The following is a 24388-nucleotide window of genomic DNA, read 5'->3' as shown; positions in this document are numbered from 1 at the left end:
CTGTTCTCCCGCTTACATGCTGCTCAGTGTCTGGATCAGGGTCGAGACAAGCGCATCGCGATCAAATTTGGCCACATAGTCGCTGAAACCGACCTGACGACCGCGTTCGAAGTCTTCCTCTTTGGTGTGCGAAGAAAGGGCAATAATCGGAATTTCACCCCATTCTGCATCATCCTGAAGCGCTTCGGCAAATTCAAAGCCGTTCATGCCCGGCATTTCGATGTCACTGATGATCGCGTCAAACAGAACACCACGGTTTTTAAGGTCCATGGCCTGTTCTGCATTTTCGACCGCAGTCACATTGAAACCGGCAACCGACAGCATCGGCGTCAGCAGGTTACGGAAGAACGGGCTGTCATCGATCAGAAGAACACGCTTCTTCTCGCCGCCGTTATCTTCGGTGCCGAACCAGTCGCTGAAGGCCAGTTCAAGGTAGTAACCGGCATCAATAAGGTCGGTCGCCTTGCCGTCAATCACGGCCGAACCAACCAGACCATCCTGATCTGCGGTCAGTTCAACATTCAGCACGTCGTCAACAATATCGACGATCTCGTCGACAACCAGCCCCATGGTGCGTTCACGATCCTGGAACACAAGGGTCGGCTGACGGCCTTCTGCCTTCATCTGGTAGCTACCATCGATAAAGACAAGAGGCATAAGCTTGCCGCGGTACTGGACCAGCGGACGGCCATTCGAATGTTCGATATTCTCGACATCGATTTCTTCAAGACGGGCAACAAGCGCCAGCGGAACCGCGCGCACTTCGCTGCCACCGGCCCGGAAGACCAGCATGGATGTGGTTTCGCGATCCGATGCATCGGCCTTGGCCTTGCCTTCGACACCCTGCGAACCACCAACGGTGATTTCGCCGGTGCGGGTGGCAATGCCGTTCGGATCAAGGATCATGATCACGCTACCGTCGCCAAGGATGGTATTACCCGAGAACAGCGACAGATCGCGCAGGATCGGGGCCACCGGTTTAACAACGATTTCCTCGGTGTCGAACACGCGGTCAACGATGATACCGAACGAATAGGTACCAACCTGTGCAACCACGATGAATGCTTCTTCATCGACGGCATCGTCGCTTTCCTGAGTGGTATCAAGACCAAGAATTTTCTTGAGCGTGACCAGCGGCAGCAGACGGTTACGCAGGCGCAGGACCGGCGTATCGTGAATGCGTTCGATGGAATGTTCGGAATTGTTCGATGCACGCACAAGTTCCAGAACGCTGATCTGCGGAATGGCAAAGCGTTCGCCGCCACTTTCCACGATCAGGGCCGACACAATGGCCAGCGTCAGCGGGATCTTGATGATGAAGGTCGACCCACGGCCTTCGACCGATTTCAGTTCGACCGTACCACCGATCTTTTCGATGTTGGTACGCACAACGTCCATACCCACACCACGACCGGAAACCGAAGTCACTTTTTCCGCGGTCGAGAAACCGGCTTTGAAGATGAACTGCTGAATCTGCTGTTCACCCATACCTTCAAGCTCGCTTTCGGTCGCAAGACCGTTGGCAATCGCCTTAGCTTTAATGCGCTCAAGGTTCAGGCCACGACCGTCATCGGAAATCTCGATGATGATGTGACCACCTTCGTGATACGCATTCAGCGTGACCGTACCGGTTTCAGGCTTGCCTGCATCGCGACGGCCCGGAATATCTTCCAGACCATGGTCGGCAGAGTTACGCACCATGTGGGTCAGCGGGTCCTTGATCAGTTCAAGAACCTGACGGTCCAGTTCGGTGTCGGCACCGATCATTTGCAGATCGATTTTCTTGTTCATCTCAAGGGCAAGGTCGCGAACAATACGCGGCAGTTTCGCCCATGCGTTGCCGATCGGCTGCATACGGGTCTTCATCACGCCTTCCTGAAGGTCGGTCGTGATGTGCGACAGGCGCTGCAACGGCACGGTGAATTCACTGTCATCCTTGCCGCGAACCATCTGCAAAAGCTGGTTACGGGTCAGGACGAGCTCGGAAACGAGCGTCATCAGGTTTTCAAGCAGCTCGACATTCACACGAATGGTCTGGGCTGCAACCGAGCTTTCCTTGGCTTCTGCGCGCGGTGCCTCTGCCTTTGGCTTTTCGGCAGCCTTTTTGGCCGGCGCAACTTCCTGGGATTTCGCAGCGGCGGGCGGAGCAGCCGGTTTTGCCGGTGCTTCCGGCTCCGGTTCAGCGGCCGCAGCCGGTTCGTCAGGAACTTCAAAATCGGGATCGTATTCTGCGGCGTCAAAAGCAGCCTGCAGTTTTTCGTCATCCGTCATCGGAACTTCTTCGTCAGCTTCCTCTGCTGCCGGGGCTGCAGCAGCAGCCGGCGCACCACCCGGAATTTGGCCGGTATCGGCAAAGTGGTTCAGACGACCGATCAGGTCAGCATCATTGCCATCCGGCTCGGTTTCGTTCTGTTCGAGCTCGCCCAGCAGGTACTTAATGGTATCAATCGACTCAAGAACAAGCGTCACGGCATCAGGTGTCACCACAAGTTCGCCGTCACGGATTTTACCGAGCACGTTCTCGCCAGCGTGGGCAACAGCCTCAAGGCGCGGCAGGCCAAGGAAGCCGCAAGTACCCTTAATGGTGTGAACCAAGCGGAAAATATTGGACAAGATGTCCGGATCATTCGGGTTCTGTTCCAGCTTCACCAGTTCGACGTCAAGCGTCGACAGGCTTTCAGAAGTCTCGGTCAGAAATTCACTTAAAAGATCGTCCATATACCCCCTCCAAATCTCCAACAATCAATAGCTTGTCGGAACTGGAACTCCCATTAAAACGCCAATTGGTGCAATTACACTATACTTCGGTATCTTAGGTAGAAGCTATTGCACGCCATTACCAGACCTGCCGGTCAAATTTTTATCCATAGATCAATGCAATATTTCCGTCCTGTTGCAAGACCGAAAGCACTCCACCCCCGAGTTTAGCCAGTTTCCGCAAGAAAAACGCCTGAACATTGCGCGGATCGAGTGCATCAGTAGAAACTTCTTTTTCCAATACATTCATGATTTCAGGGCGCAAGGCAGCGCGTTTGCCTTCGCCCAGAACCGTTACTTTACCGGAGTCGCGCATAACCGAAAGCGTTCCACCGAACGGCAAAGCTTCACGGGCTAGCATAACCATGTTCAATACGATTCGCCCGTGAGATGGATCAATTGGAAGATCCGGCCAATCGAGTGTGACCTTCCCTTCGGCCGCATAAGTCTGTTTTGCCGCTTCACGCATCGCGGCGGTATCGGCACTGCTGCCCGCACGCCCGAAGGCCAACCGGAACAGTTGCAAACGACGCGCGGCCTCAAGACCGCTTTTGCGCATGAGTGCCAGCGCCTCATCGTCGCTAACCCCGTCTTCCCCCATCAGTTCTGCCCCGGCATTGACCGCCCCGACCGGACCGACAAGATCATGACAGATCCGCGAACTGATCAGTTCGATCAAGGTCAGTTCAAGGGTGGCATCCTCTTCCATAGCGCGGGCTCTCCAAGGTCTTTGCGTATCGTCACAACATCATGCCCCAAGACACGATGCGCTTCCCGAATGGTCCGTTCTGAGCGAACAGGTCACTCGCAGAAGCCACAAGATTGCCGCCGATATATTAAGAGCTTATTTAGCACGCTCGAAAATCAGGCTTTTCCGACCCGGCAAATTTTGCCGCTTTCCGAAATCGGGCCCGATATCCGATCCGCAACACGCAGCCGCAAATTGCGCGACCTTGGCAAACGACCTATATTGAAGCCAGCAACACAGGATACAGAGCACCCAATGGATTTCTTGCTGACGCCAGGCGCCATCGTGCGTCATCCCAATCAACCGGACTGGGGACTGGGCCGCATTCAGGCCGTTGACGGAGATCGAATCGCTGTCAATTTCGAAGAGGCCGGCCGCCAGATCATCCGCCAGCGCTATGTCGTTCTGGAAATTGTCGAAGCCGCGGCGGGCTACGAATAGGCGCCCTTCCTGCAACCGGTCCTTGAAGGCAACGCTTGGCACATGGATTGCTCGGATCGAATTGTTAATCAATTCACCATAAAGATGGACTCTATCATACACTCGATAGATGAACCTGACACGAGCACAACAGTCTTAAGAAGGTTTCGAAGCCCATGATCGCAGCCAATAAACCACCGCGTGACAGCTTTAAACAGCGCCACCACGTCGCGGCCTTTACCGTGCTGGAACAATTTGCCCAGGGTCTTGTGCATGTTGCCCGCAACCATGGCGGTTCCGTTACCGAAGAACAGATCCTGAAATCGCTCAATAGCCTGCGCGACAACGAAGACCTGTTCGACAATGCATGGGCGATCCTTGAAAGCGACCTCGAAGCGATCAAGACCCGCGAACATGCAGCCCTGCGTCACGACCCGTTCGGGCGCCTGCTGGTCTCGCGCTTTGATCATCTGCTTGAAGGCAATGCTGCCGGCGATATCGAACATGGTGCTCTGTCACGCACCATCCTGCAGCCTTTCTTCAAGGTCATCCGCATGATGGTCGGCATGGACATGCTTCAGGAAATCGATCGTGAAATTCACGAAATCATCGAAGCCCACGCCAATGATGATGACGAGTTGCGCAATCCTTCGGAATACTGGGATCATCTGGCCAAAACCCCGGAAGTCCGGTCGCGGATCAATCTGGTGTTTGCCCGCATGGCGCTGCATTTCAGCAATTATGAACACCGCAAGAAATGGCTGATCCAGCTCGTCAATGACAACATGGTCCACGGCGAAGAACGTTGGGAATTCACAGAAACCCATTGCATCCGCCTGCTTGATGCGCTGTTTGCCGATGTGCGCAAGACGCTTGCCGTGCCGGAACATTCCGCCGAACTGGTCGCGCGGATGGGCCGCGAGAACGTCGCCACCCTGCGCGAAGTGGTCAAATGCATTGATGCCGACGTCGCCAAATTATCAAAGTGATCGGCGACCTGCGGGCACCCGTTACCTGACGGTTAACCCTTAACGAACGAGTATATAAGCTGCGATCGTTATTGGACCGTGGCTCATATCGTTTTTACCTGACGGAAAGGTGAACACCACAGATCGAAACAGACTGGTCAAAACCCCGTCTGCTGTGCCACAGTCGCCTCACAACGATTGCATAAAGTCCGCAAACTCAAAAACACCGTTGAAACGCCACCATGACCAAACCGCTGATCGACAAATATGGCAGACATGTCTCTTACCTGCGCGTTTCGGTAACCGATCGCTGCGATTTCCGCTGCACCTATTGCATGGCGGAAAACATGACGTTCCTGCCCAAATCCGATGTTCTATCGCTTGAAGAACTCGATCAGCTTTGCACGGCTTTCATCACGCGCGGTGTGCGCAAACTGCGCCTGACCGGCGGTGAACCGCTGGTCCGTCGTGGCATCATGGATCTGATCGCCAATCTGTCGCGCCATCTTAAAACCGGCGCGCTCGATGAACTGACCATGACCACCAATGGCAGCCAGCTTGCCACCTATGCCGATGATCTGGCGCGCCTGGGTGTGAAGCGCCTTAACATCTCGCTTGATAGTCTGGATTCTCAGAAATTCACCGAAATCACCCGCCGCGGTCGCCTTGAACAGGTGCTGGCCGGGCTTGAGGCCGCCAAACAGGCCGGTATTTCGATCAAGATCAATACGGTTGCGCTTCGCAATTTCAACGAAGACGAAATGTCACGCCTTGTCGCCTGGTGTGGTAAGGAGGGCTTTGATCTTTGCCTGATCGAAACCATGCCGCTTGGCGACATTGATGGCGACCGAACCGACCAATACCTGCCGCTGACTGCTGTGCGCGAAAGGTTGGAGCAGGAATACACCCTGATCCCGTCCGAATATGTCACACCGGGCCCGGCCCGCTATACCACGGTGGCTGAAACCGGCGGGCGGCTCGGTTTTATCACGCCGCTCACCCATAATTTCTGCGAAGGCTGCAACCGCGTACGTGTGACTTGCACCGGTATGCTTTACATGTGCCTTGGTCAGGAAGATCACGTTGACCTGCGCGCCGCCCTTCGTACCGGCGACCCGCGCGCCCTTGATCAGATGCTGGATGCCGCCATGGACCTCAAACCCAAGGGCCATGATTTTGTCATCGACCGCAAAGGCCAGAAACCGGCTGTCGGTCGGCATATGAGTATGACTGGCGGCTAAGCAGCCCCGGCAAGACTTCTCAGAACCATCAAATGATTCCCAACGCCTGTACTGATCAGATGTGACGCACATTTGGTGCAATCGCTGCTGCCAAATCCCGGCACTGGAACCGGTGTGCTTTGGTCCTGTAGTCCAGCACGCAGTTCACACTCATTCCCACCCGGCACCACCAGCACCGAAACAACCCGCCCTGCCCCGTTTGACGTCAGTTCATCGACATGCCAGTGGGGTTTCTTGTCCGCCTTGCAGTGGCGTTTGACACGCGCCGCAATACCGCCGGGACCGTTGGCGGAGCCGCAATAGAGGTAGGTTCCTTTGGCAAGGGTGATCCCGGCAAACCGTTTGTTTTGAAGCGTCAGGTCAGCTTCGAGTTCGATCACCAGAACGTAAGCTCCGGCAACTTTTGGAAGTTGCCGGAGGGTTTGGTCATTTATCTCTGGGAAAAATGTGCTCACGCGTCCGGGGAGTCTCGCAGCAACAGATCAATCGAAAGTCCGGGTCCGGCCATGCCGTTGGTCAGGACCGGTTCGCAATGTTCGTTGATCCGTGCGCCAATGCGTTGGCGAAAGCCGCTAAAGCGTTTTGATTCCACCACATCCACCGGTTCATCAAGATGCACTTCGACCCGGAACACGCCCGGTGTCGGGGTCGCGGTGACGCTTCGGATCAAGCCGGTGACAGCATGACCAAGGTAGGAGCCGGCAAACCGTTTGCCGATGCCAAGATCAGACACACTGGTCGGGATATTGCGCCGTGCCATGGCAACGGCGGTATTCCAGTCACGAAAACCATGACTTTGCGCCAGCAGTTCTAGCGAACCGGTATGCGAGATCGAAACATCACGCGCGGCCAAGGCTTTGCGCAGGCGTTTGGCCTGTGCCTTGAATTGCTCGGTCGCGTCCGTTTCAATGTCGGCACGGCTGATATTGAGCGTATTGGAAGTCATAAATCGTCTCCACGCAGGAGGCCGGGGGTCCGCATTGCCGGGCCGTATCCTGATCGGGAAACGGGTCCGAAAATTTCATTCCACGCACTTTACCAAAGGCATAAACCTTGCGGACGGCAGGGGTGCGCACCCCGTAAAAAGCGTGTTAGCCCAATCTCAGCCCAAAAACAAGGTTTTCGCATTGCCTGATACTGTGCGGTTCTGGCCTGACATCGGCGGATGGCGCGCCTTTCTCAAAAATTGACAGCCCCCGTGACAACAACATATACCAGTGAAAACAAGTCATATCGGCGGTCCCGAATATGCGCCGATCAACCATAAGGAATATGCGCCATGGCCATGGAAGCCTATGAAATCGAAAGCATGATCAAGGAAGCCCTTCCCGATGCACAGGTCCGCATTGAGGATTTGCGCGGCGATGGCGATCATTATGCTGCGATTGTCGTCTCCGAACAGTTCCGCGGCAAAACCCGCGTGGTTCAGCACCAGATGGTCTATTCCGCCCTCAAGGGTAAAATGGGCGGCGATCTGCATGCGCTGGCCCTGCAGACTTCTGCGCCGGAATAAGGTCACGCAAGATAAAACTTTGGCAAAGCACCTCGCCACCACGAACCGCTTCGCCAGACCAAACTCAGTGGCCGTTTGCCTTCGGCCCCTGTTGCCTTTCCGATCAAACTGAGCTGGTCCGAAGACTTAAGCGGCCGGTCACAGCCCCATTCACTGACCACGGCTTAATGTTATGTCTTCTCAAGAAAAACCGGCACTGATCGGCCCGGGCCCCCTCGCCGGGCTTGGCGCGTTTACCATCTGGGGTGCCTTTGGCCTGTATTTCAAGCAGGTTGGCTTTGCCGAGCCTTTTGAAATTCTGGCGCACCGGATTTTATGGTCGGCGGTTTTGACGCTGATTCTGGTGCTTGCACTGGGTCGTCGAAAGAAACTTCTCGAGCTCATCTCATCGACCCGCACCATCGGCCTGCTGTTTCTGAGCAGTATTTTGGTCGCTGGAAACTGGGTCATTTACATTTGGGCGATCAATAGTGGCAATGCACTTGAGGCAAGCCTTGGCTATTACATCATGCCGCTGGTCATGCTTCTGCTGGGCCGGGTTTTCTTTGCCGAGAAGCTTAATCGCGTTCAGTTGGTTTCGGTTGCGATCTGTACCATCGGCGTTTTGAACCTGTTGGTGTTTTACGGCCATCTGCCATGGATTGCGCTTAGCCTGTCTACGCTGTTTGCCTTTTACGGCGTGATCCGCAAATTTGTCCCTGCCGATCCGATTGCCGGTCTTTTTGTGGAATGTGCGCTGCTCTCACCGGTGACGCTGGGCTATATTTTCTGGCTGGAAAGCCAGGGCGATGCGGCATTTGGCCATATCGGGATCGCGCAAGACGCACTGTTGATCGGTCTTGGGATCCTGACAACAATACCGCTCGTACTGTTTGCCTTTGCCGCGCGCAATATGAAATTTTCAGCACTCGGCCTGATGCAATACATTAATCCGACATTGCAATTCCTTATTGCGGTCCTGGTATTTGGCGAAGCCTTTACCACCGCGCATATGGTGACATATGGCCTGGTGTGGTTCGGACTTGGTATTTACAGCTGGGATAACCTGCGCACCGCGCGGCAAAATCGCGCCAAGAGTTGACAGAACCGCAGGTTCCAGCCATATCTTCGGCCATAAAAGTTTAACCCGAATTCGCGGTCGAGAGATCACCGCCCAAAGCCAAGGACAATCATCATGACCGACAATCCGGTATTCGAGCGCATCCAGAAAGACGTCGATGACAATGACGTCGTCCTGTTCATGAAAGGGACCGCAATGTTCCCGCAGTGCGGCTTCTCCGCTGCTGTTGTGCAGGTTCTGGCCGAGATCGGCGTTCCGTTCAAGGATGTCAACGTACTGGTCGATCCGGCCATCCGTCAGGGCATCAAGGACTTCTCGAACTGGCCGACCATTCCGCAGCTTTACGTCAAAGGCGAGTTCCTTGGCGGTTGCGATATCGTACGTGAAATGGCTGCCAGCGGCGAGCTGTCCCAGCACCTTAAAGACAAGGGCGTTGCTGCCGCTTAAAGCGCTAGGCAATTCCGACACTCAAACGCGCTGTGCGGGTCACCCGCCAGCGCGTTTTTTGTATCTGCGTGCCTAAAAAAACACTCCAAATGCGATCATTTGTCGACGCCTGCAAAACTATTTCTTGATGGTTTGGCGATCCTTCCCCATCTTTAACCGATGCTGTCCATTGCGCCACAGGGGAAGGTCACCGGCATGAAATCAGCAATCAAAACAATGGCATGTTTTGCCATCTGGCTGTTTGCGATGTCTTTCATCGCACCCGTCATGCCCGCACAGGCACAGGTGGCCGCCGTTGCTGCAATGGGGGGTAGTGACGATACCGCCGCAACCGATAGCGCCCCTTCCCCCGATGAGGGCGTGGTTGCCGAGACCTTCAGCTATTATGGTTTCCTTGACGAAGGGGTGGCCCGGACACAGGCGCGTATCGCCGAAACGATCCACGGGCTTGACGCCCTGCCGGGCGAAATCGCCGCCACACAGGATTTGCTTGCAAGCGACTTTGGCCAAAGTGGTCTGATGCGGATTGTGCTGTTCACCATCGTGTTTGTGGGTGTCGGGATACTGGCCGAGGTGATCTATCGCAGGTTGTCAGCACCGATGTGCGCCAATCTCGAAGCCCGCACGCCCAAAAAATTCTCCGAACGCCTCAAACATATTCTGGCACTCAGTATCCTGTCGCTGCTGTCGCTGTTTGTTTTTGCCATCGGATCGCTTGGCACGTTCATGATGTTCGACTGGCCCGACATCATGAAGGCGGCAGTCATGTCGCTTCTGATGGCGTTCTTTGCGCTTCGGGTTCTGGTCATCATCCTGCAGTTCCTGTTCGCACCCAAGGCCGAAGGGCTGCGCATGATCAATGTTGATCCGCTGGCGGCCCGGGCCCTGACCAAAAGCCTGACCTGGGCGGCCGGCATTTCGTTGTTTGCCTTTGCACTTGCCGGTGTCTTCAGTGCGGCTCCCACCATGGTCGCCGGCGATATCATCCTGTTTGACGTTGCCGTGGTGATTTCGGTCATTGCCTTTTGCGCGGCCACTTTGTCGCTTGGCCGGTTCTTTGCCAGCCACGTTTCGAGCCGCGATGTTGAAAAAATGGCCCTGCCGACATCCATGGCCCGCCTGTGGCCCGTGATTGTCTGTGGCTGGTTCATCCTGGTCGGCGGGGTTGCCGTCATTGGCGCGGAACGCATCCTTAAGGCGCTTCTGGCCATTGGCATTGCCTGCCTGTTTGATGTCGTCTTCCGCAACATCATCGAAAGCCAGCATCGCAAGAAACTGCAAGTCGCAGAACAGGAAGCCGCCGAACATAACGCCCGCGCAGAAGCCATCGCCCTTGAAAATGACGAGGAGTTCGAACCCGTCAAACCCAAGGCGCCGGTCTTTACCAAAGTCCTCAAACGCGGTGTTCGTCTTCTTGCCTTGGTGTTTGTGCTGGCAAGCTGGTGGCGCATCTGGGGCTTTGATCGCCTGGCACAGGCCAACGATGCCGGGATCCTTGCCCGGATCATTGATAGTTCGACCGAAATCATCATGATCCTTCTGATCGCCGATCTTATCTGGTCGCTGATCAAGACCTTCCTTGATGAACGCATGAATGCATCCAATCAGGGCAATGCGGGTGACGAAGGCGGCGGATCCGGACTGTCCCGGGTCGAGACACTTCTGCCATTGCTCAAGAACTTTGCGCTCACCGTGATTGTCATCATGGTGGTGATGGTTGCCTTGTCATCGCTGGGCGTTGATATCGGCCCGCTGATTGCCGGTGCCGGTGTTGTCGGCCTGGCCCTTGGTTTTGGCAGTCAGGCTCTGGTGCGTGATGTCGTGGCCGGTGTTTTCTTCCTGCTCGATGATGCGTTCCGGCTGGGTGAATATATCGAGGTCGAAAATCTGCGCGGCCGGGTCGAAAACATCTCGATCCGCTCCATGCAGTTGCGCCATCACCGTGGCCCGCTTCAGACCGTCCCGTTTGGCGAGATCAAATCCATCGTCAACCACAGCCGCGACTGGGTGATCGTGAAACTTGAATTCCGCGTGCCGTTTGAAACGGATGTGAACAAGGTCAAGAAGCTGGTCAAGAAACTCGCAGCAGAACTGCTTGAAGATCCGCTGATTGGGGACAGCTTCATCGAACCGTTGAAATCCCAGGGCGTGCGCCGCATGGAAGAATTCAACATGGTGATCGGGCTGAAATATACCTCAAAACCCGGCGAACAGTTCATGATCCGCAAAACCGTCTATCAGCGGGTTCTCGCCATGTTCAAGGAAAACGGCATCCAGATGGCCTCGCGCGATGTCAAGGTCGCCGTGCCCGCCGATGCCACACCGGAACAAAAGCAGGAAGCCGTTGCCGCCGCGGCCCAGCAGGCCTCTGAGCAGATCAACAAACCACCGGCCTGACAAAGGGCTTTAGAACTTAGTCGAGAAGACCGACCAGATAGCTTCGCCCGTCAGAACCATCAGCGCCTTCTTCATCCAGTGCTGCCGGGACCGTCAAACCATATCTGGCATAGATTTCTTGCAGATCACCGGTTTCAGTCAGTTGCATGACCAGCCGATTGAACTCAGTGACACTGATCGGTGAGTACGGAAAGGCGACGAACTGTCGGTGATAGGTGTCATCGGGATGTTCGCGGTCAATCTCAAGCGCCTGATAGACATCGGGTTCGGACACCGCGATCCATTCAAGAAACGTCTCGCTTACGATCCCCTTATCCACGCGCCCATGTTCGACGAGACGCAAAACACCGTCTTCATTATTCACAAGCGAGACATTGGGCATCTGGCTTAGTTTCGCACTGTCGAAATCGGCAAATGCATAGTGGAAGCCGCGCACGGCCCCGATCTGTTCTGGCCTTTGCGTCGGGGGTTGATAGCCGCGCAACGTGAAAAACAGATCCCGCCCGTCAATCATATCGACGGATCCAACACCGTCGCGCTCAAGCCAGCCCCATTTGACATCGTTATACGCAACAAGGTGAACATCCTCATCGCGATAGCTGACGAGCAATCTCTTGGCAGGATAGTGATAGGCCTTGAACTGGTAATCAGACTGCAGCTCGTTCAGGGCGGCAACGACATCATAAACAAGGCCGCGCTTTTCGACCGCGTCAATCACCAAAGGTGGCTGGATCGAGGTAATGCCGACCTTTACAACGGTTTGGCCTATGGCAGCTGACGCAAGGAACAGGATGGAAATCATGCACATTGCGGCTGCATACATCGGCTCTCGACCCTTTTCTTTAAGCAGGCAAAAATCTCAAACGGCAGTCAGATATAATAAACAACCATAATGAAACAATCGAACTGCGACCAGAAGCTTTTCGCGAAGCGTGCCTCGACCGTCACCGTGCGGATAGGACGGCCCTGCCCGCCCTAAGCCGCTGATTTGGCAAGGAGCAGATACAGCAAAGGCGGTACAATAAATTGTACCGCCCTGCAAACAGACCAGAAGTCTGTGATATGTTCGTCGCGAATTAACGCGAGTAGAATTCGATAACCAGGTTCGGCTGCATCTGAACCGGGTACGGAATTTCAGCGAATTTCGGAACGCGAACGAAGGTGCCTTTGAAGGCCTTCGCGTCAACGTCGAGATATTCCGGAACGTCACGTTCGTTCAGGTTGGCTGCTTCCATAACCATCGGGATTTCGCGCGAAGCGGATTTCACTTCGACAACGTCACCTTCTTTAACAAGGTAGGACGGGATGGTTACTTTCTTGCCGTTGACAAGAATGTGGCCGTGGTTAACGAACTGACGTGCAGCAAACACGGTCGGAACGAATTTCATGCGATAAATAACCGCATCGAGGCGCTGCTCAAGAATACCAACCAGATGCTCGGAGGTATCGCCCGGACGACGGGACGCTTCTTTGTAGTAGCGCAGGAACTGTTTTTCAGAGATCGAGCCGTAGTAGCCTTTGAGCTGCTGTTTAGCGAACAGCTGGGTACCATAGTCGGTCGGCTTCTTACGGCGGGTAGCACCATGCATGCCCGGTGCATATTCGCGCTTGTTCAGCGGCGATTTTGCACGGCCCCAAAGGTTCACACCAAGGCGGCGGTCAATCTTATGCTTTGCAGCAATACGTTTCGACATTTTGTAACTCTCTTTTTTTAAAGATCACTTATTGTCCCGATAGTTTCCAACCGCCTGAAGACAGACATGCGGAACGGGGACGAAACCACCTGTTTCGACCCACTTTCTCGGAAGTGAGGCGCAATATAGAGATCACGGCCCGAGAGTCAAACGAAAATGGCCGTTTCAATGACCTGCGAACGCAAGCACTGCCTGCAATTTTTGCAGGGCTTGGCACGCCAGCGCAAGGCTTTTCCAAACCAGCCCACATTATCTGAGGGCTTTCCAAGACCTTAGCCCTGTTTTCACACCATATTGACGATTGTCATATCGCCCAAACCCGCCCTCAAATTAAAATATTATCATCAATCGATAATCCAGAATTTGGAGCGCCCCCATGGACAAATCCACCATCACCCCTGGCCGTTTTGCCTTCATGTTTCTTCTGATGGCTGTTCTTCTTGTTTTGAATGTCGCCATTGCCAAGGCGGATGACAAAATCGACAAGGCCCTGATCATCCTGACCAGCCCATCCCTGCAAACCCAGGGCATGGCGATGGTTCTTGGCAACACCATGCAGGCCCAAGGTGTGCAGGTCGATGTTCTGTTATGTGACACGGCAGGCGATCTTGCACTCAGCGCAACACAAAGCCCGGCCCTTGAACCCAAGAAAGTCACCCCCGAACAGCTTCTGGCCAAGCTGATGACTGGCGGTGCGACGGTTAATGTCTGTGCACTTTATCTGCCCAACAGTTCGCATGATCAAAGCGCGCTCCGTAATGGCATTGGTGTCGCAACCCCGCCCGCCATGGCCAAGATGATGGTTAATGAGGACACCCGCGTCTTTTCGTTCTAAGCCCCAAGGACCCCGATGATGAACATGTTTAAAATTCGCCCCATTCTGGCCGGTCTGGCTTTGCTTTGTGCCATCGCCTTTTCCGCCGCCCTTCCGGTTTCGGCCAAGGCTGATGATCTGGGTATTTCCACCACAAAGGCGCTCGAACTTTCATCGCAAAAGGACAACGTGCTGTTTGTTGATGTTCGCGATCCGGTGGAAATCCTGTTTGTCGGCTTTACCGACGCGGTCGATATCAACATCCCCTATCTGATCGTGGATCGCACCCAGTGGGACGCCGAAAAGGGCCGCTTTCGGCTTTATCGCAACCCAGACTTTGCAGCCCAAATCGAAGGCGCCCTGAAAGCGCGCGGCATGGATAAGAACGCCACCGTGATCACCATGTGCCGATCGGGCAGCGAACGCGGAAAACCAAGTGCCGCCTTCCTGCAGGAAAACGGTTTTGCCAATGCCCATTATGTCGTTCACGGTTTTCAGGGCAGTGCGATCAAGGAAGGCCCGCAGAAAGGCCTGCGCCTGCTTAATGGCTGGCAGAATGACGGCCTGCCTTGGCAAAGCAAACCGAACCCGGACAAGATCTATCGTCTCGACCGGCCGTAACACCTGATGATTGGGCGCTGTGCCAACCGCCCCACCACAAACAACAAAGGGCTCCCCGACCAAGGTCTGGGAGCCCTTTGTTTCTTGGCAAACCAGTGCGGCCTTACGGCTTGTATTTGCCGCCGCGCATCGCAACGATCATGCCGCGCAGCGTCTGGACTTCCTGATGGGTCAGGTTTGCGCGGTTAAAGATGTTGCGGATATTGCGTTCCATGCCGGGGCGCTTTTCGGGCACACGGAAGAACCCCGACGCATCAAGTTCGTTTTCAAGGTGAACGAAAAGACGTTCCATATCATCCTTGGTCGCCGGGAAGGTGTCGGCCATCATCAATTGATAATCGGGCACATCAATGCCCGCCTGCCACCATTCATACCCGATCAAAAGAACCGCCTGCGCCAGATTGAGCGAGGTAAAACCGGGATTAAGCGGCACAGTAACCACCGCATCCCCCATGGCGACATGTTCGTTGCGCACACCGGTACGTTCCGGGCCAAACATCACCCCGACTTTCTCACCGCGCCCAATGACGCTGCGCATTTCGGGCGCCAGTCCCTTGGGCGTGAAAACCGGTTTAATCGCGTCACGCGTGCGGGCCGTTGTGACATAAACACGATTGAGATCCGCCAGCGCGTCTTCTTCGCGCTCGAACACCTTGGTGTTATCAATGACGATATCAGCACCCGATGCATTGGCGGTTGCCCGTTCATTGGGCCAGCCATCGCGCGGACGCACCAGACGCAAATCCACCAAACCACAATTCAGCATCGCACGCGCAGCCTTGCCAATATTATCGCCAAGCTGCGGTTCGATCAGAATGATCACGGGTGGATTGGCAATCCCGCCTGTTTCAGGCTTGGCACTGCCGATGGGCTCGCTCATCGCGGTATTCTCCGGTCGTCAAAGGATGGCATAGAAGCTGTTTTTAGGGCGTCCCCGTCCATATTGGCGCTTACTTAGCAAAAGCCAACCGTTCGCGCCAGTCTCCATCTCGCAAACGAAAACAGCCGGACCTTAACAAGGTCCGGCTGCATGTATCTTCTATGTTGGTCATACGATCAGGCGTGCTGGCTGCGCACACCGGATTTGAACAGTTTATAGGTGATGGAATCCCGAAGCGCGTTATAGGACGCCTCGATAATGTTGGTCGAAACGCCAACCGTTGCCCAGTTGTTGCCTTCGGCATCACGGCTTTCGATCATGACGCGGGTGACTGCGCGCGTACCATCGCCGCGGGTTATGATGCGGACCTTATAGTCGATCAGTTCGATCTGTTCGACCGCATCGCGGTATTCCGGCACAGTCAAAAGGACCTTACGAAGGGCCGCATCAAGGGCGTTGACCGGGCCATTGCCTTCGGCGACCGACATGAACTGATCATCGCCGACCACGACCTTGACGGTCGCTTCCGACATGGTGATGACCTGTTCGTCCTGCTCATCAACCCAGCGGCGTTCGTCAATCACACGGAACGACGTCACCCGGAAATAACGATCAAGCTCGCCCATGGCCTTGCGCGCCAGCAATTCAAAGCTGGCCTCGGCCCCGTCATAGGCATAACCGTCGAACTCACGGCGCTTGACGGTTTCGACCAGTTTGCCAATCGCCTCGGATTTGGGATCAACTTCAACGCCGATCTCGCGGAAACGCGCCAGAATGTTGGACCGGCCCGCCTGATCCGAAACAAGGATATGGCGCTGGTTGCCAACCAGATGCGGTTCGATATGCTCGTAACAGGTTGGGTTCTTTTCAACCGCTGAGACATGCAAGCCGCCCTTGTGGGCAAAGGCACTGTCGCCGACATAGGCCGCCTGACGCAGCGGTTCACGGTTAAGCCGCTCATCAAGGATATGCGAAATGCGGCGCAGATGGGTCAGTTGGTCATGGGAAATGCCAACGTCATAGCCCATTTTCAGCATCAGCGTCGGAATGATCGAAATCAGGTTGGCATTGCCACACCGCTCACCCAAACCATTCAGCGTCCCTTGCACTTGCCGCGCACCGGCACGCACCGCGGCCAAAGAGTTCGCCACCGCATTCTCGGTATCGTTGTGGCAATGAATACCGACATGGCTGCCGGGGATCTGGCTGCAGACATCGGTGACAATGTCAAAAATCTCGTCAGGCAGTGTGCCGCCATTGGTGTCACACAACACGACCCAGCGCGCACCGGCCTCATAGGCCGACTTGATCGCGGCAAGCGCATAGTCCCGGTTGGCCTTGTAACCATCAAAGAAATGCTCGGCATCGAACATGACTTCGGAAACCTTGGATTTCAGATGGGCAATGGAATCCGAAATCATCGCCAGATTTTCATCAAGCTCGATCCCGAGCGCCTCGGTCACCTGAAAATCCCAGCTTTTACCCACCATGCAGACAATCGGTGCATTCTGCGCCAGGCTGGTCAGCCCCGGATCGTTTGACGCCGAACGCCCGGCACGGCGGGTCATGCCAAAGGCGGTCAGTTTGGAATTCTTGAGTTTGGGCGGATTGGCAAAGAATGCATCATCGGTCGGGTTTGCCCCCGGCCAGCCGCCTTCAATATAGTCAATCGACAGTTCGTCCAGTGCCTTGGCAATCGCGGTCTTGTCCGCGGCCGAAAAATCCACGCCCTGGGTCTGCTGCCCATCGCGCAAGGTACTGTCATAGAGATAGACGCGCTTGTCTGACATTTTCATTCCAACTGATCGATCGTCTCGGGTGCCGCGGCCGTTTTTTGGCCGCCGCTATTCTGTTCGCAAGGCTCATGTTTTCATGTCTTTTGCGGGTCTGGCAAATTGCCGCAAAACAGACAGCAGCGCAACAGCATTACTCAAATTGCCATCCCGACGACAATTTCTGCTCTAATTCAACAAATTACCCATCTTTAGGATAGCTGACCTGTCCCCTTGAATGGTTGCAACCACCACTATGCGATGATTACCTTTATCCTAGGTTGTAGTACGCTTGATCAAAACCCTGCACATGTAGAACAAAGCTAATGATCGCGCGACGTCCAAGGACAATAAAAATGGCAAATGACGCCCCCACCAGCGTTGATATCATGATGCTTGCCGGCCTGACGTGGGAACGTACCGGTCGCAATTGCTGGACTGCATCAGACCGTTTTGCCCGCTACATCATATTCCGTGACATTGATGAACGTTGGTATGGCGACTGGGAACGGGACGGGGAACTGACCCGTGCGGATTGGTCTTGCCCGATCCTTGAAACGTTTGCCGAATACATGGTCGACAACGCCCGGCGGCAATCATCCTGATGATCGGCGGGTAACCACGCTCGCAAAATCAGATACAACTAATAAATCATCCCTCAAATACGCGTCCGCCCCGGCTTTTCCTTGCGTTTGACGCCATGTCAATTATGTGTTGGGGTAGCACAACGTTACATAATCCAAGGCAAGCCTAATCCAATGACCAAAGCCATTCCCATGCAGATCGACATTGTTTCGGACGTTGTCTGTCCGTGGTGCATCATCGGGTACAAAAACCTTGAAGATGCCATCAGCCGTCTGGACGGCGAAATTGACGTCACCCTGCGCTGGCACCCGTTCGAACTGAACCGCGATATGCCGCCCGAGGGCCAGGACCTTTCGGAACATATCAGCGAAAAATACGGCCTGACCGCCGATCAAAGTGCCGATAACCGTGCACGCATCACGATGATGGGTGAAAATGTCGGCTTCCCGATCCATTTCGGATCAGATGCACGCATCTATAACACCTTTGACGCCCACCGTTTACTGTACTGGGCGGGCAAAGAAGGCGAGTACGGCCAGCAGACCGCGCTTAAACTCAATCTGTTTGCCGCCTACTTCCAGGGCGGTGACAACACCGCCGACCATGGTGTCTTGAAACGCGCAGTTGAGGAAGTTGGGCTTTCGCCGGAACGCGCCGCCGAAATCCTTGCCAGCGACGAATTCGCCAATGAAGTCCGCGCCGAGGAAGACGAATTTGGCGATGCCGGCATCAGTTCGGTACCGACCTATGTGATCAATGGCAAATTCGCCATTTCCGGCGGCCACCCGCCAGAAGTGTTCGAACAGGCCCTTTCGGAAATTGCGCGCCAGGGTGATGAAATTCTTGCCGAAGCGCAAAACGACGCCTGATTAGGCCCAAGTACAGACAGATGAACAAAGCCCGGTCCATTGGATCGGGCTTTTTCGTGACCCTCGACAGAACTCAAATACCGATCTAGGCTGATCTTGCCACCACACAAGGAAACGCCCCATGATCAGCCTTGCCGAATTTGGGCAATATCTGCCCGGAATATTGCTGTCTTATGCTGCTTTGCTTGTCGGCCTGATTAGCCCCGGTCCTGCCCTTTTGGGCTTGATGGGGGTGTCGCTTGATCAGGGCCGCCGTGCTGGACAACATTTTGCCCTTGGCATTGGAACCGGATCGTTTTCGATCGGACTTCTGACCCTGACGGGGCTGTCGGCTGTTCTTGCCACCTATGCCGATGCCATGACGGCCATCCGGATTTTTGGCGGGCTTTATTTGCTGTGGATGTCCTATCGGGCGTTTCGTACGGCATTTCGCAAACCACCCACCACATCAGACATCGCCGACGCCGTTGATGCCCGAAAGATATCCGGACGCGGCTATTACTTTCGCGGATTGGGCCTTCACCTGACCAACCCGAAGGCCATTCTGACCTGGATCGCCATCATTTCAATCGGCTTTCACGAAGGTGCCCCGCTTTGGGTTGGGGCGGCGATCGTGATTGGCTGTGGTCTGATTTCAACCAGCATTCATTTGCTGTATGCCACCGCCTTTTCCACCGCCCCGGCGATTTCGATTTATCGCCGCGCAGCCGGATGGATCAACGGATTGCTTGGTGTGTTCTTTGCTGCCGTCGGACTGCGGTTGTTGTTCAACCGCTAAGCTGTCAGCGAAAGGCTATGCCTTGGGCTTCTTGTCTTCTGCAGCCTCGGCCTTTTCTGCTTCGGCTTCCTCAGCGGCTGCTTCTTCGGCAGCAGCCTCTTCTGCGGCGGCCTCGGCCTGCTCAGCCGCCCAAACCCCGGCGGTTTCAACCGCCATGGGGGATGCCGTCGGCAGAACGCTGACATAGCTTTCGGTTTCTTCAACCGGCAGGGCTTCACGGCGCGTCATGCGATAAAGCGCATAAAGCGCAATCACCGCAAACGTCCCGGCAAGCACCAGCCAGAACGACTGCGGACCAAGATGTTCCATCGACCAACCGGCAATCAACGGGCCAAGAATTGCCCCCACCCCAAAGGTCAGGACCAGACCACCTGATGCCGCCGGCATTTCTTCGAGTGACAGGAAATCATTGGTGTACGCCAGAAACAGCGCATAAAGCGGTGTGGTCATGCCGCCTGCGACAAAGGCTGCACACATCATAAAGACCAACTGATTACCCGAAAGCCAACCAAGCATACAGGCTGACATGGCAACTGCCGCCGCACCAAAAATCAGCTTGCGGCGATCCATGCGGTCCGACAACCAGCCAATCGGATATTGGAACACCAACGCACCGGCAAACAGCATCGCCACAAAGGTCGCGATCTGCACGGTCGTCATTTCAATCTGGGTACCGTAAACTGCTGCCATACCGGTCTGGGTGGCATACACACACCCCAGCAGGAAGATGCCCACGGTACTGAGCGGTGATCCGGCAAACAGTTCCTTAAGCCCCATCGGACGCGCCGCCTCGGTCACTGGCACGGACGAGGCCGACAGCAGGATCGGCGCAAAGGAAATCGAGACCAGAATGGACGCAACAATAAACAGGGCCGAGTTCGCGGCATCGCCAAGCGTCAAAAGTCCCTGCGCCCCGATAATGCCAAGTGTCTGGGCAATCATATAAGCCGACAGAACCTTGCCGCGGGTTTCGTTGGTCGAGGCATCGTTAAGCCAGCTTTCCGCCGTCACATAGATCCCCGACATGCAAAAGCCCAAGATCACGCGCAACGCCGTCCATGCCCATGGCTCGGCAATCAGTGGAAAGGCAATCAACCCAGCGGAGGTAAAGCTTCCGAGTGCAGCAAAGACGCGCACATGGCCAACCCGCTTGATCATGCGCGGTGTAATGCGCGCGCCCGACAGGAAACCGGCAAAGTAACCCGATGTGACAATCGCCAGTTCGGCAGAGGAAAAACCTTCAATCCCGCCGCGCAAACCGATCAGGGTGAAATGCATGCCATTGCCCAGCATGATCAGGACAACTCCAATAAGAAGTGCCCAGACACTGGTTAAAACCTGGATCATGAATCGCCCTTTCGCAATTTGGGGATTACCGGACTGTCTGTGAGCTCAGCGCGCCTTGGTCTGATGTCGTGTTGGTTCAGACAAATGACAAGTCTCAGCGGAAAGTACGAAACCACTGATCACATTCAGTTTCCAGACTTTTTTCGGTATGAAGGGGATTTTTTGGCCTAAGCAGCCGGGTCTCTGATCTCTGCCTCGGTCAGGCGTTTGGTGGTGACCCCGTTTTTAAGATCAAGCCAGCCGCAAAAAACAGTCACCCAGACGGCGGCTAGCATCAAATACGCGACATACTGATCCATCACCCAAAGCGTGCCTGCGGATATCACGCACCACGCCAGGGGAATCGGCAACAATACCCACCGCCAGGTGCCGCGTGACAGCAAAACAAAGCCCAGGGTGCCAAGGGCGGTTGGATCGGCGGCACTGCCAAAAATTTCGGCCTGCACCAAGTCGCGCCCTTCAATCAGGCCAATAAACGGATAGACAAGCAGCGCAAAGGCAACCAGGGACGCCCCGACATAACACGACAAATCCCCGCGCCAGCCAAAACGAAGCGGCAACGGACGCGCGGCAAAGATGGCAAACAAAACCACCTGCAGGGCAAAGGCCGGGAGCAGATAGGGTACTGCCCAGTTGATCGGCTGATAATATTGCCAAAGGAAGCCATAGCCCGACCAGGCCCAGACCAGTGCCAACAACACCAGAATAACCCGGTTGCCGCGAAAACCGTGACGCAGGGCAAGGCCCGATGCAATCACCCCGGCAATCAGCGCACTGGCAACCACCAGCCACCAGGTGGTGTTCATGGTTTCAAACAGCCGGTAATAGACACGCGGCGAAAACAGCAACAAATCCGCCAGTCCGTAATCCCACCATTCAGTCATGCTGTTTGCCCCCGATTGCCTTGATCACACCAGAACGCCAATAACGGCGGCGATCTGTTCGCGCATTTTTTCATCGGGCAATGGCCCGGTTGCGGCCGCCATGTTTTCCGCCGCGTGGGCCGGTTTGGTGGTGGCCGGGATCGGACAGGTCACCGCCGGATGGGCGATCAGATATTTTAAAATCAACTGCGCCCAGCTTTTGGCTTCAAGTTCGGCGGCAAATTCCGGCAAGGGCTGGCCTTCCAGACGCTCGGTCAGGCTGCCGCCGCGAAACGGCCGGTTCACAATCACCGCAATGCCGCGATCATATGCCAGTGGCAAAAGATAATCCTCAACCTTGCGGTCAATCGGGTTATAGGTCACCTGCACGAAATCAAGCCGTTCGTTCTTCATCACCGCGATCAGGTCTTCGGTACGTCGCCCGTGCGAGGTCGTCACACCGACATGGCGCAACTGCCCTTCGTCCTTCATGCGAAACAGAAGCGGCAGGTTTTCATTGATGCCCAACAGATTATGGACCTGCAAAAGGTCAAACTGCTCGATCTTCCATCGATCTGATGTCTCGGCGATCTGTTCGGCACCATCGCCTGCGGTCCAGACCTTGTCGGTCGAAAACACACGATCCCGCGCACCAAGCTTATCAAGCCCGTAGCCAATCACATCCTGGGCAGAGCCATACATCGGCGAACTGTCAATCATGCGCCCACCGGCATCGAAAAACGCCGACATGACATCCGCGCACTGATTGCGCAGCTCAATGTCTTGGCCGACATTAAATGTGATCCAGCTTCCAAGCCCGACAGCGGGGATTTCTTCACCGGTTGAGGGAATTTGCTTTTGCAATACTTCCGATGCGCGCGCATCGGAGCTTCCCTGCGCCCAGGCCGGGACACCCGACGCCAACAGGCCAAGCGCGCCTAATGAGGCAGAAGCCTTCAGAAACCCTCGACGTTCAAATTCAGACATGGTTTAGAGCACCTTTTCGTTGCTTCGGACCAATCAGAAAGCATGATCCATAAAGATTTGGGCAAAAATCTGCACAAATATAGATCACGGTTGACGCCCCCAAAAAAAGGGCCACAACATCACGTTGTGGCATTGTCAGCTCATTTTCAGCGAACGAACTGGTTCTGATTTGGGTAGAGAAGAACACTTATCTCCAGTTTCAGCCCTTTTTCGAATCTTCCTTGTTTTGTTTTTTGTCTTCAGACGAATGATTTTTGCGACCAAATATTTTCTCGATAGTATTTATTGTCATTTCCAACGGGCTAGAAGGCGAGTGCCCAAGATCATACCCCTCAGCACTCAGCATGGAGATCCATTCTTTGAGTTTATTGGCGTCGTCCAATTGCTTGTGCGCACCAAGCAATGCCAAGGCATCAGCTCGACCAAGATAAATCGCCGCAGCTTTACTGTTGTATTTGTACATACCGTAAAGCAATTGAACCAAATATATCGCAACCAAAAAACAAACAGTCTAATAATCGTTATCCGAGTTAGCTGTGCTCTCTCACGTGACTCGTAATCTCCGAATGAATCATGCTCATTGGCAAGCATCTCAGCATACTTTTCTTGAAGGTTGCTAATTCTATTGGCGATATTGGCATATGAAATGTCACCACCCGATGCAACTATTGCCAGTTTCGTGCTGGATTCATCAACAAATTCTTCGAGTTTCTCCAAACTCAATGTAAGTTCATTGCTTACTCTGTCGAAGGTAGCTTGGATCTGCGCAAGCGCGATACGGTTTTCACTCCCCCCCCCCAGATGAAGGCTCTACCACGGTCAACTTTGTTGCCTGAACAAGTCTCTCTTCCTGATCCGCAATGCTTCCCATGATCGCTTTTGCAGAATCCTCGTAGTAAGTAACAATTTCTCGTAGTTGTTCGGGAATTCCATCAAACAGTTTGGTTTCTTTTCTGTGTTCAGTTTCTAGTTGTTGGTTGATTTGCGCGCTACCAAGTATCTGACCTTGATCTCCTGCAATCAATTGGGCTGCAAAAATCATAAAAAGCCCCGAACAAAACAGCACGAGCACAATAACTAACAAATTCATGCCACAAGACCGGCGGTGCATTCTCGCCCGTGAACGCAACTCATTCACCATTCGTTCAACCACTGAATCTAGGTTATTCTCACCTCGAGAAACGGGACCATTGAGAACAGATTGTACCTTAGGAAGCTGCTGCGCGAGTAAAATAGCGACAAGAATCAGGACGATGTAACCAAATACGTAATAACTGATATTATACGCGTCGAAGATACCCCCTTCGTCTAAAACGTTGAGAAATACGTCCCGAAGGAAGTTGGCAAAAATCATTGGGTTCAAACACAATGCAATAATAACGATCACACCTAACCCGATTTTTTGTGGTGACATTGTGGCTGCTTTTTCAGCCTTTACCTGCTGGTCTGACGGAATTCGTTCGCCTTTTTGTGAACCTTTGGTCTTCACCCCGGTAGCCATCATCCCCTCCTGAAAGCTAAAAGAACCAATCCCGCTTATACCACAAACATAACCATAGGTTGAAAAATAATATCCAACAAACCCCAAAAAGTCCCCATCTTCGTTTGTGCATGTCAATCACGGTAA

General features: G+C 54.4%; 25 protein-coding genes. 12 read left to right on the top strand and 13 right to left on the bottom strand.

Features of this window, described 5'->3' with window-relative positions; genetic code table 11:
• Window positions 1-12 precede the first annotated feature (12 nt).
• Window positions 13-2718, bottom strand: coding sequence for a hybrid sensor histidine kinase/response regulator (locus tag TH2_RS16690; RefSeq protein ID WP_008891616.1), 2706 nt, complete (start codon window positions 2716-2718; stop codon window positions 13-15).
• Window positions 2719-2860: 142 nt separating this feature from the next.
• A complete protein-coding gene (locus TH2_RS16685) occupies window positions 2861-3466 on the bottom strand; it encodes a histidine phosphotransferase family protein (protein WP_008891615.1) in 606 nt (201 codons plus the stop codon).
• Window positions 3467-3760: 294 nt separating this feature from the next.
• Between TH2_RS16685 and TH2_RS16680 the strand changes: the two genes are divergently transcribed.
• From TH2_RS16680 to moaA, 3 genes are all read left to right on the top strand, one after another.
• On the top strand, window positions 3761-3946 hold the full coding sequence (locus TH2_RS16680; RefSeq protein WP_008891614.1) for a DUF3553 domain-containing protein: 186 nt from the start codon (window positions 3761-3763) through the stop codon (window positions 3944-3946).
• Window positions 3947-4101: 155 nt separating this feature from the next.
• Window positions 4102-4914: a hypothetical protein gene (locus tag TH2_RS16675; RefSeq protein ID WP_008891613.1), complete on the top strand. Its 813-nt coding sequence runs from the start codon at window positions 4102-4104 to the stop codon at window positions 4912-4914.
• Between the two features lie 221 nt (window positions 4915-5135).
• On the top strand, window positions 5136-6134 hold the full coding sequence (moaA, locus tag TH2_RS16670) for a GTP 3',8-cyclase MoaA (protein WP_008891612.1): 999 nt from the start codon (window positions 5136-5138) through the stop codon (window positions 6132-6134).
• Here moaA and TH2_RS16665 read toward each other — a convergent pair.
• The gene (locus TH2_RS16665) at window positions 6131-6514 is read right to left on the bottom strand and encodes a GIY-YIG nuclease family protein (protein WP_008891611.1); all 384 of its coding nucleotides are present in this window, start codon (window positions 6512-6514) and stop codon (window positions 6131-6133) included. The genes moaA and TH2_RS16665 overlap by 4 nt on opposite strands.
• Before the next feature lie 71 nt (window positions 6515-6585).
• Complete coding sequence (locus TH2_RS16660; RefSeq protein WP_008891610.1) at window positions 6586-7080, bottom strand: glyoxalase superfamily protein; 495 nt, start codon at window positions 7078-7080, stop codon at window positions 6586-6588.
• A 333-nt stretch (window positions 7081-7413) separates the two neighbouring features.
• Here TH2_RS16660 and TH2_RS16655 point away from each other — a divergent pair, with 333 nt between their 5' ends.
• From TH2_RS16655 to TH2_RS16640, 4 genes are all read left to right on the top strand, one after another.
• On the top strand, window positions 7414-7647 hold the full coding sequence (locus tag TH2_RS16655) for a BolA family protein (RefSeq protein WP_008891609.1): 234 nt from the start codon (window positions 7414-7416) through the stop codon (window positions 7645-7647).
• A gap of 172 nt (window positions 7648-7819) precedes the next feature.
• Window positions 7820-8728, top strand: a complete 909-nt coding sequence (gene rarD / locus TH2_RS16650; protein WP_008891608.1) for an EamA family transporter RarD — start codon at window positions 7820-7822, stop codon at window positions 8726-8728.
• A 93-nt stretch (window positions 8729-8821) separates the two neighbouring features.
• The gene (grxD, locus tag TH2_RS16645; protein ID WP_008891607.1) at window positions 8822-9154 is read left to right on the top strand and encodes a Grx4 family monothiol glutaredoxin; all 333 of its coding nucleotides are present in this window, start codon (window positions 8822-8824) and stop codon (window positions 9152-9154) included.
• A gap of 195 nt (window positions 9155-9349) precedes the next feature.
• Window positions 9350-11551: a mechanosensitive ion channel family protein gene (locus TH2_RS16640; protein WP_008891606.1), complete on the top strand. Its 2202-nt coding sequence runs from the start codon at window positions 9350-9352 to the stop codon at window positions 11549-11551.
• Window positions 11552-11567: 16 nt separating this feature from the next.
• Here the strand turns inward: TH2_RS16640 and TH2_RS16635 are convergent, their stop codons facing one another.
• Together TH2_RS16635 and rpsD are read right to left on the bottom strand one after the other, a co-directional pair.
• A complete protein-coding gene (locus tag TH2_RS16635) occupies window positions 11568-12374 on the bottom strand; it encodes a hypothetical protein (protein ID WP_008891605.1) in 807 nt (268 codons plus the stop codon).
• A 253-nt stretch (window positions 12375-12627) separates the two neighbouring features.
• Window positions 12628-13245, bottom strand: coding sequence for a 30S ribosomal protein S4 (rpsD, locus tag TH2_RS16630; RefSeq protein ID WP_008891604.1), 618 nt, complete (start codon window positions 13243-13245; stop codon window positions 12628-12630).
• Between the two features lie 376 nt (window positions 13246-13621).
• On the opposite strand from rpsD, the gene TH2_RS16625 reads away from it, so the two are divergent.
• Window positions 13622-14080, top strand: coding sequence for a DsrE family protein (locus TH2_RS16625; RefSeq protein WP_008891603.1), 459 nt, complete (start codon window positions 13622-13624; stop codon window positions 14078-14080).
• Window positions 14081-14098: 18 nt separating this feature from the next.
• Window positions 14099-14680, top strand: coding sequence for a rhodanese-like domain-containing protein (locus TH2_RS16620; RefSeq protein WP_008891602.1), 582 nt, complete (start codon window positions 14099-14101; stop codon window positions 14678-14680).
• Between the two features lie 103 nt (window positions 14681-14783).
• On the opposite strand, the gene TH2_RS16615 is transcribed toward TH2_RS16620, so the two are convergent.
• Both TH2_RS16615 and cimA read right to left on the bottom strand, forming a co-directional pair.
• The gene (locus TH2_RS16615; protein ID WP_008891601.1) at window positions 14784-15560 is read right to left on the bottom strand and encodes an RNA methyltransferase; all 777 of its coding nucleotides are present in this window, start codon (window positions 15558-15560) and stop codon (window positions 14784-14786) included.
• A 176-nt stretch (window positions 15561-15736) separates the two neighbouring features.
• Entirely contained in the window at window positions 15737-17350 is a 1614-nt protein-coding gene (gene cimA, locus TH2_RS16610; protein ID WP_040824421.1) for a citramalate synthase, read from the bottom strand.
• A 338-nt stretch (window positions 17351-17688) separates the two neighbouring features.
• Here cimA and TH2_RS16605 point away from each other — a divergent pair, with 338 nt between their 5' ends.
• The 3 genes from TH2_RS16605 to TH2_RS16595 all read left to right on the top strand — a co-directional run bounded on the left by TH2_RS16605 (window position 17689) and on the right by TH2_RS16595 (window position 19564).
• Window positions 17689-17937, top strand: a complete 249-nt coding sequence (locus TH2_RS16605) for a hypothetical protein (RefSeq protein WP_008891599.1) — start codon at window positions 17689-17691, stop codon at window positions 17935-17937.
• Window positions 17938-18090: 153 nt separating this feature from the next.
• Window positions 18091-18786 carry a DsbA family oxidoreductase gene (locus TH2_RS16600; RefSeq protein ID WP_008891598.1) on the top strand — a complete coding sequence of 232 codons (696 nt, stop codon included), beginning with the start codon at window positions 18091-18093 and terminating at the stop codon, window positions 18784-18786.
• Window positions 18787-18907: 121 nt separating this feature from the next.
• Window positions 18908-19564: a LysE family translocator gene (locus TH2_RS16595; protein ID WP_008891597.1), complete on the top strand. Its 657-nt coding sequence runs from the start codon at window positions 18908-18910 to the stop codon at window positions 19562-19564.
• Between the two features lie 15 nt (window positions 19565-19579).
• On the opposite strand, the gene TH2_RS16590 is transcribed toward TH2_RS16595, so the two are convergent.
• From TH2_RS16590 to TH2_RS16570, 5 genes are all read right to left on the bottom strand, one after another.
• Window positions 19580-20911 carry an MFS transporter gene (locus TH2_RS16590; protein WP_008891596.1) on the bottom strand — a complete coding sequence of 444 codons (1332 nt, stop codon included), beginning with the start codon at window positions 20909-20911 and terminating at the stop codon, window positions 19580-19582.
• Between the two features lie 167 nt (window positions 20912-21078).
• Window positions 21079-21795, bottom strand: a complete 717-nt coding sequence (locus tag TH2_RS16585; protein WP_008891595.1) for a hypothetical protein — start codon at window positions 21793-21795, stop codon at window positions 21079-21081.
• Window positions 21796-21819: 24 nt separating this feature from the next.
• Entirely contained in the window at window positions 21820-22761 is a 942-nt protein-coding gene (locus TH2_RS16580; protein WP_008891594.1) for an aldo/keto reductase, read from the bottom strand.
• 199 nt (window positions 22762-22960) lie between these two features.
• Complete coding sequence (locus TH2_RS16575; protein ID WP_157194193.1) at window positions 22961-23245, bottom strand: hypothetical protein; 285 nt, start codon at window positions 23243-23245, stop codon at window positions 22961-22963.
• Window positions 23246-23545: 300 nt separating this feature from the next.
• Complete coding sequence (locus TH2_RS16570) at window positions 23546-24349, bottom strand: hypothetical protein (RefSeq protein WP_167549078.1); 804 nt, start codon at window positions 24347-24349, stop codon at window positions 23546-23548.
• Window positions 24350-24388 lie beyond the last annotated feature (39 nt).

Origin of the sequence: Thalassospira profundimaris WP0211 (genome assembly GCF_000300275.1) — a bacterium.
Classification (GTDB): domain Bacteria; phylum Pseudomonadota; class Alphaproteobacteria; order Rhodospirillales; family Thalassospiraceae; genus Thalassospira; species Thalassospira profundimaris.
This window is presented reverse-complemented; position numbering and strand designations above follow the sequence as displayed.

Coding starts and splice junctions, on each gene's coding strand:
- TH2_RS16640 (WP_008891606.1), top strand. CDS start 9,350: ATGAAATCAGCAATCAAAACAATGGCATGTTTTGCCATCTGGCTGTTT.
- TH2_RS16690 (WP_008891616.1), bottom strand. CDS start 2,718: ATGGACGATCTTTTAAGTGAATTTCTGACCGAGACTTCTGAAAGCCTG.
- grxD (WP_008891607.1), top strand. CDS start 8,822: ATGACCGACAATCCGGTATTCGAGCGCATCCAGAAAGACGTCGATGAC.
- TH2_RS16675 (WP_008891613.1), top strand. CDS start 4,102: ATGATCGCAGCCAATAAACCACCGCGTGACAGCTTTAAACAGCGCCAC.
- cimA (WP_040824421.1), bottom strand. CDS start 17,350: ATGTCAGACAAGCGCGTCTATCTCTATGACAGTACCTTGCGCGATGGG.
- TH2_RS16655 (WP_008891609.1), top strand. CDS start 7,414: ATGGCCATGGAAGCCTATGAAATCGAAAGCATGATCAAGGAAGCCCTT.
- TH2_RS16580 (WP_008891594.1), bottom strand. CDS start 22,761: ATGTCTGAATTTGAACGTCGAGGGTTTCTGAAGGCTTCTGCCTCATTA.
- TH2_RS16685 (WP_008891615.1), bottom strand. CDS start 3,466: ATGGAAGAGGATGCCACCCTTGAACTGACCTTGATCGAACTGATCAGT.
- TH2_RS16590 (WP_008891596.1), bottom strand. CDS start 20,911: ATGATCCAGGTTTTAACCAGTGTCTGGGCACTTCTTATTGGAGTTGTC.
- TH2_RS16595 (WP_008891597.1), top strand. CDS start 18,908: ATGATCAGCCTTGCCGAATTTGGGCAATATCTGCCCGGAATATTGCTG.
- rpsD (WP_008891604.1), bottom strand. CDS start 13,245: ATGTCGAAACGTATTGCTGCAAAGCATAAGATTGACCGCCGCCTTGGT.
- TH2_RS16660 (WP_008891610.1), bottom strand. CDS start 7,080: ATGACTTCCAATACGCTCAATATCAGCCGTGCCGACATTGAAACGGAC.
- TH2_RS16620 (WP_008891602.1), top strand. CDS start 14,099: ATGAACATGTTTAAAATTCGCCCCATTCTGGCCGGTCTGGCTTTGCTT.
- TH2_RS16680 (WP_008891614.1), top strand. CDS start 3,761: ATGGATTTCTTGCTGACGCCAGGCGCCATCGTGCGTCATCCCAATCAA.
- TH2_RS16605 (WP_008891599.1), top strand. CDS start 17,689: ATGGCAAATGACGCCCCCACCAGCGTTGATATCATGATGCTTGCCGGC.
- TH2_RS16625 (WP_008891603.1), top strand. CDS start 13,622: ATGGACAAATCCACCATCACCCCTGGCCGTTTTGCCTTCATGTTTCTT.
- TH2_RS16585 (WP_008891595.1), bottom strand. CDS start 21,795: ATGACTGAATGGTGGGATTACGGACTGGCGGATTTGTTGCTGTTTTCG.
- TH2_RS16600 (WP_008891598.1), top strand. CDS start 18,091: ATGACCAAAGCCATTCCCATGCAGATCGACATTGTTTCGGACGTTGTC.
- moaA (WP_008891612.1), top strand. CDS start 5,136: ATGACCAAACCGCTGATCGACAAATATGGCAGACATGTCTCTTACCTG.
- TH2_RS16615 (WP_008891601.1), bottom strand. CDS start 15,560: ATGAGCGAGCCCATCGGCAGTGCCAAGCCTGAAACAGGCGGGATTGCC.
- TH2_RS16635 (WP_008891605.1), bottom strand. CDS start 12,374: ATGTATGCAGCCGCAATGTGCATGATTTCCATCCTGTTCCTTGCGTCA.
- rarD (WP_008891608.1), top strand. CDS start 7,820: ATGTCTTCTCAAGAAAAACCGGCACTGATCGGCCCGGGCCCCCTCGCC.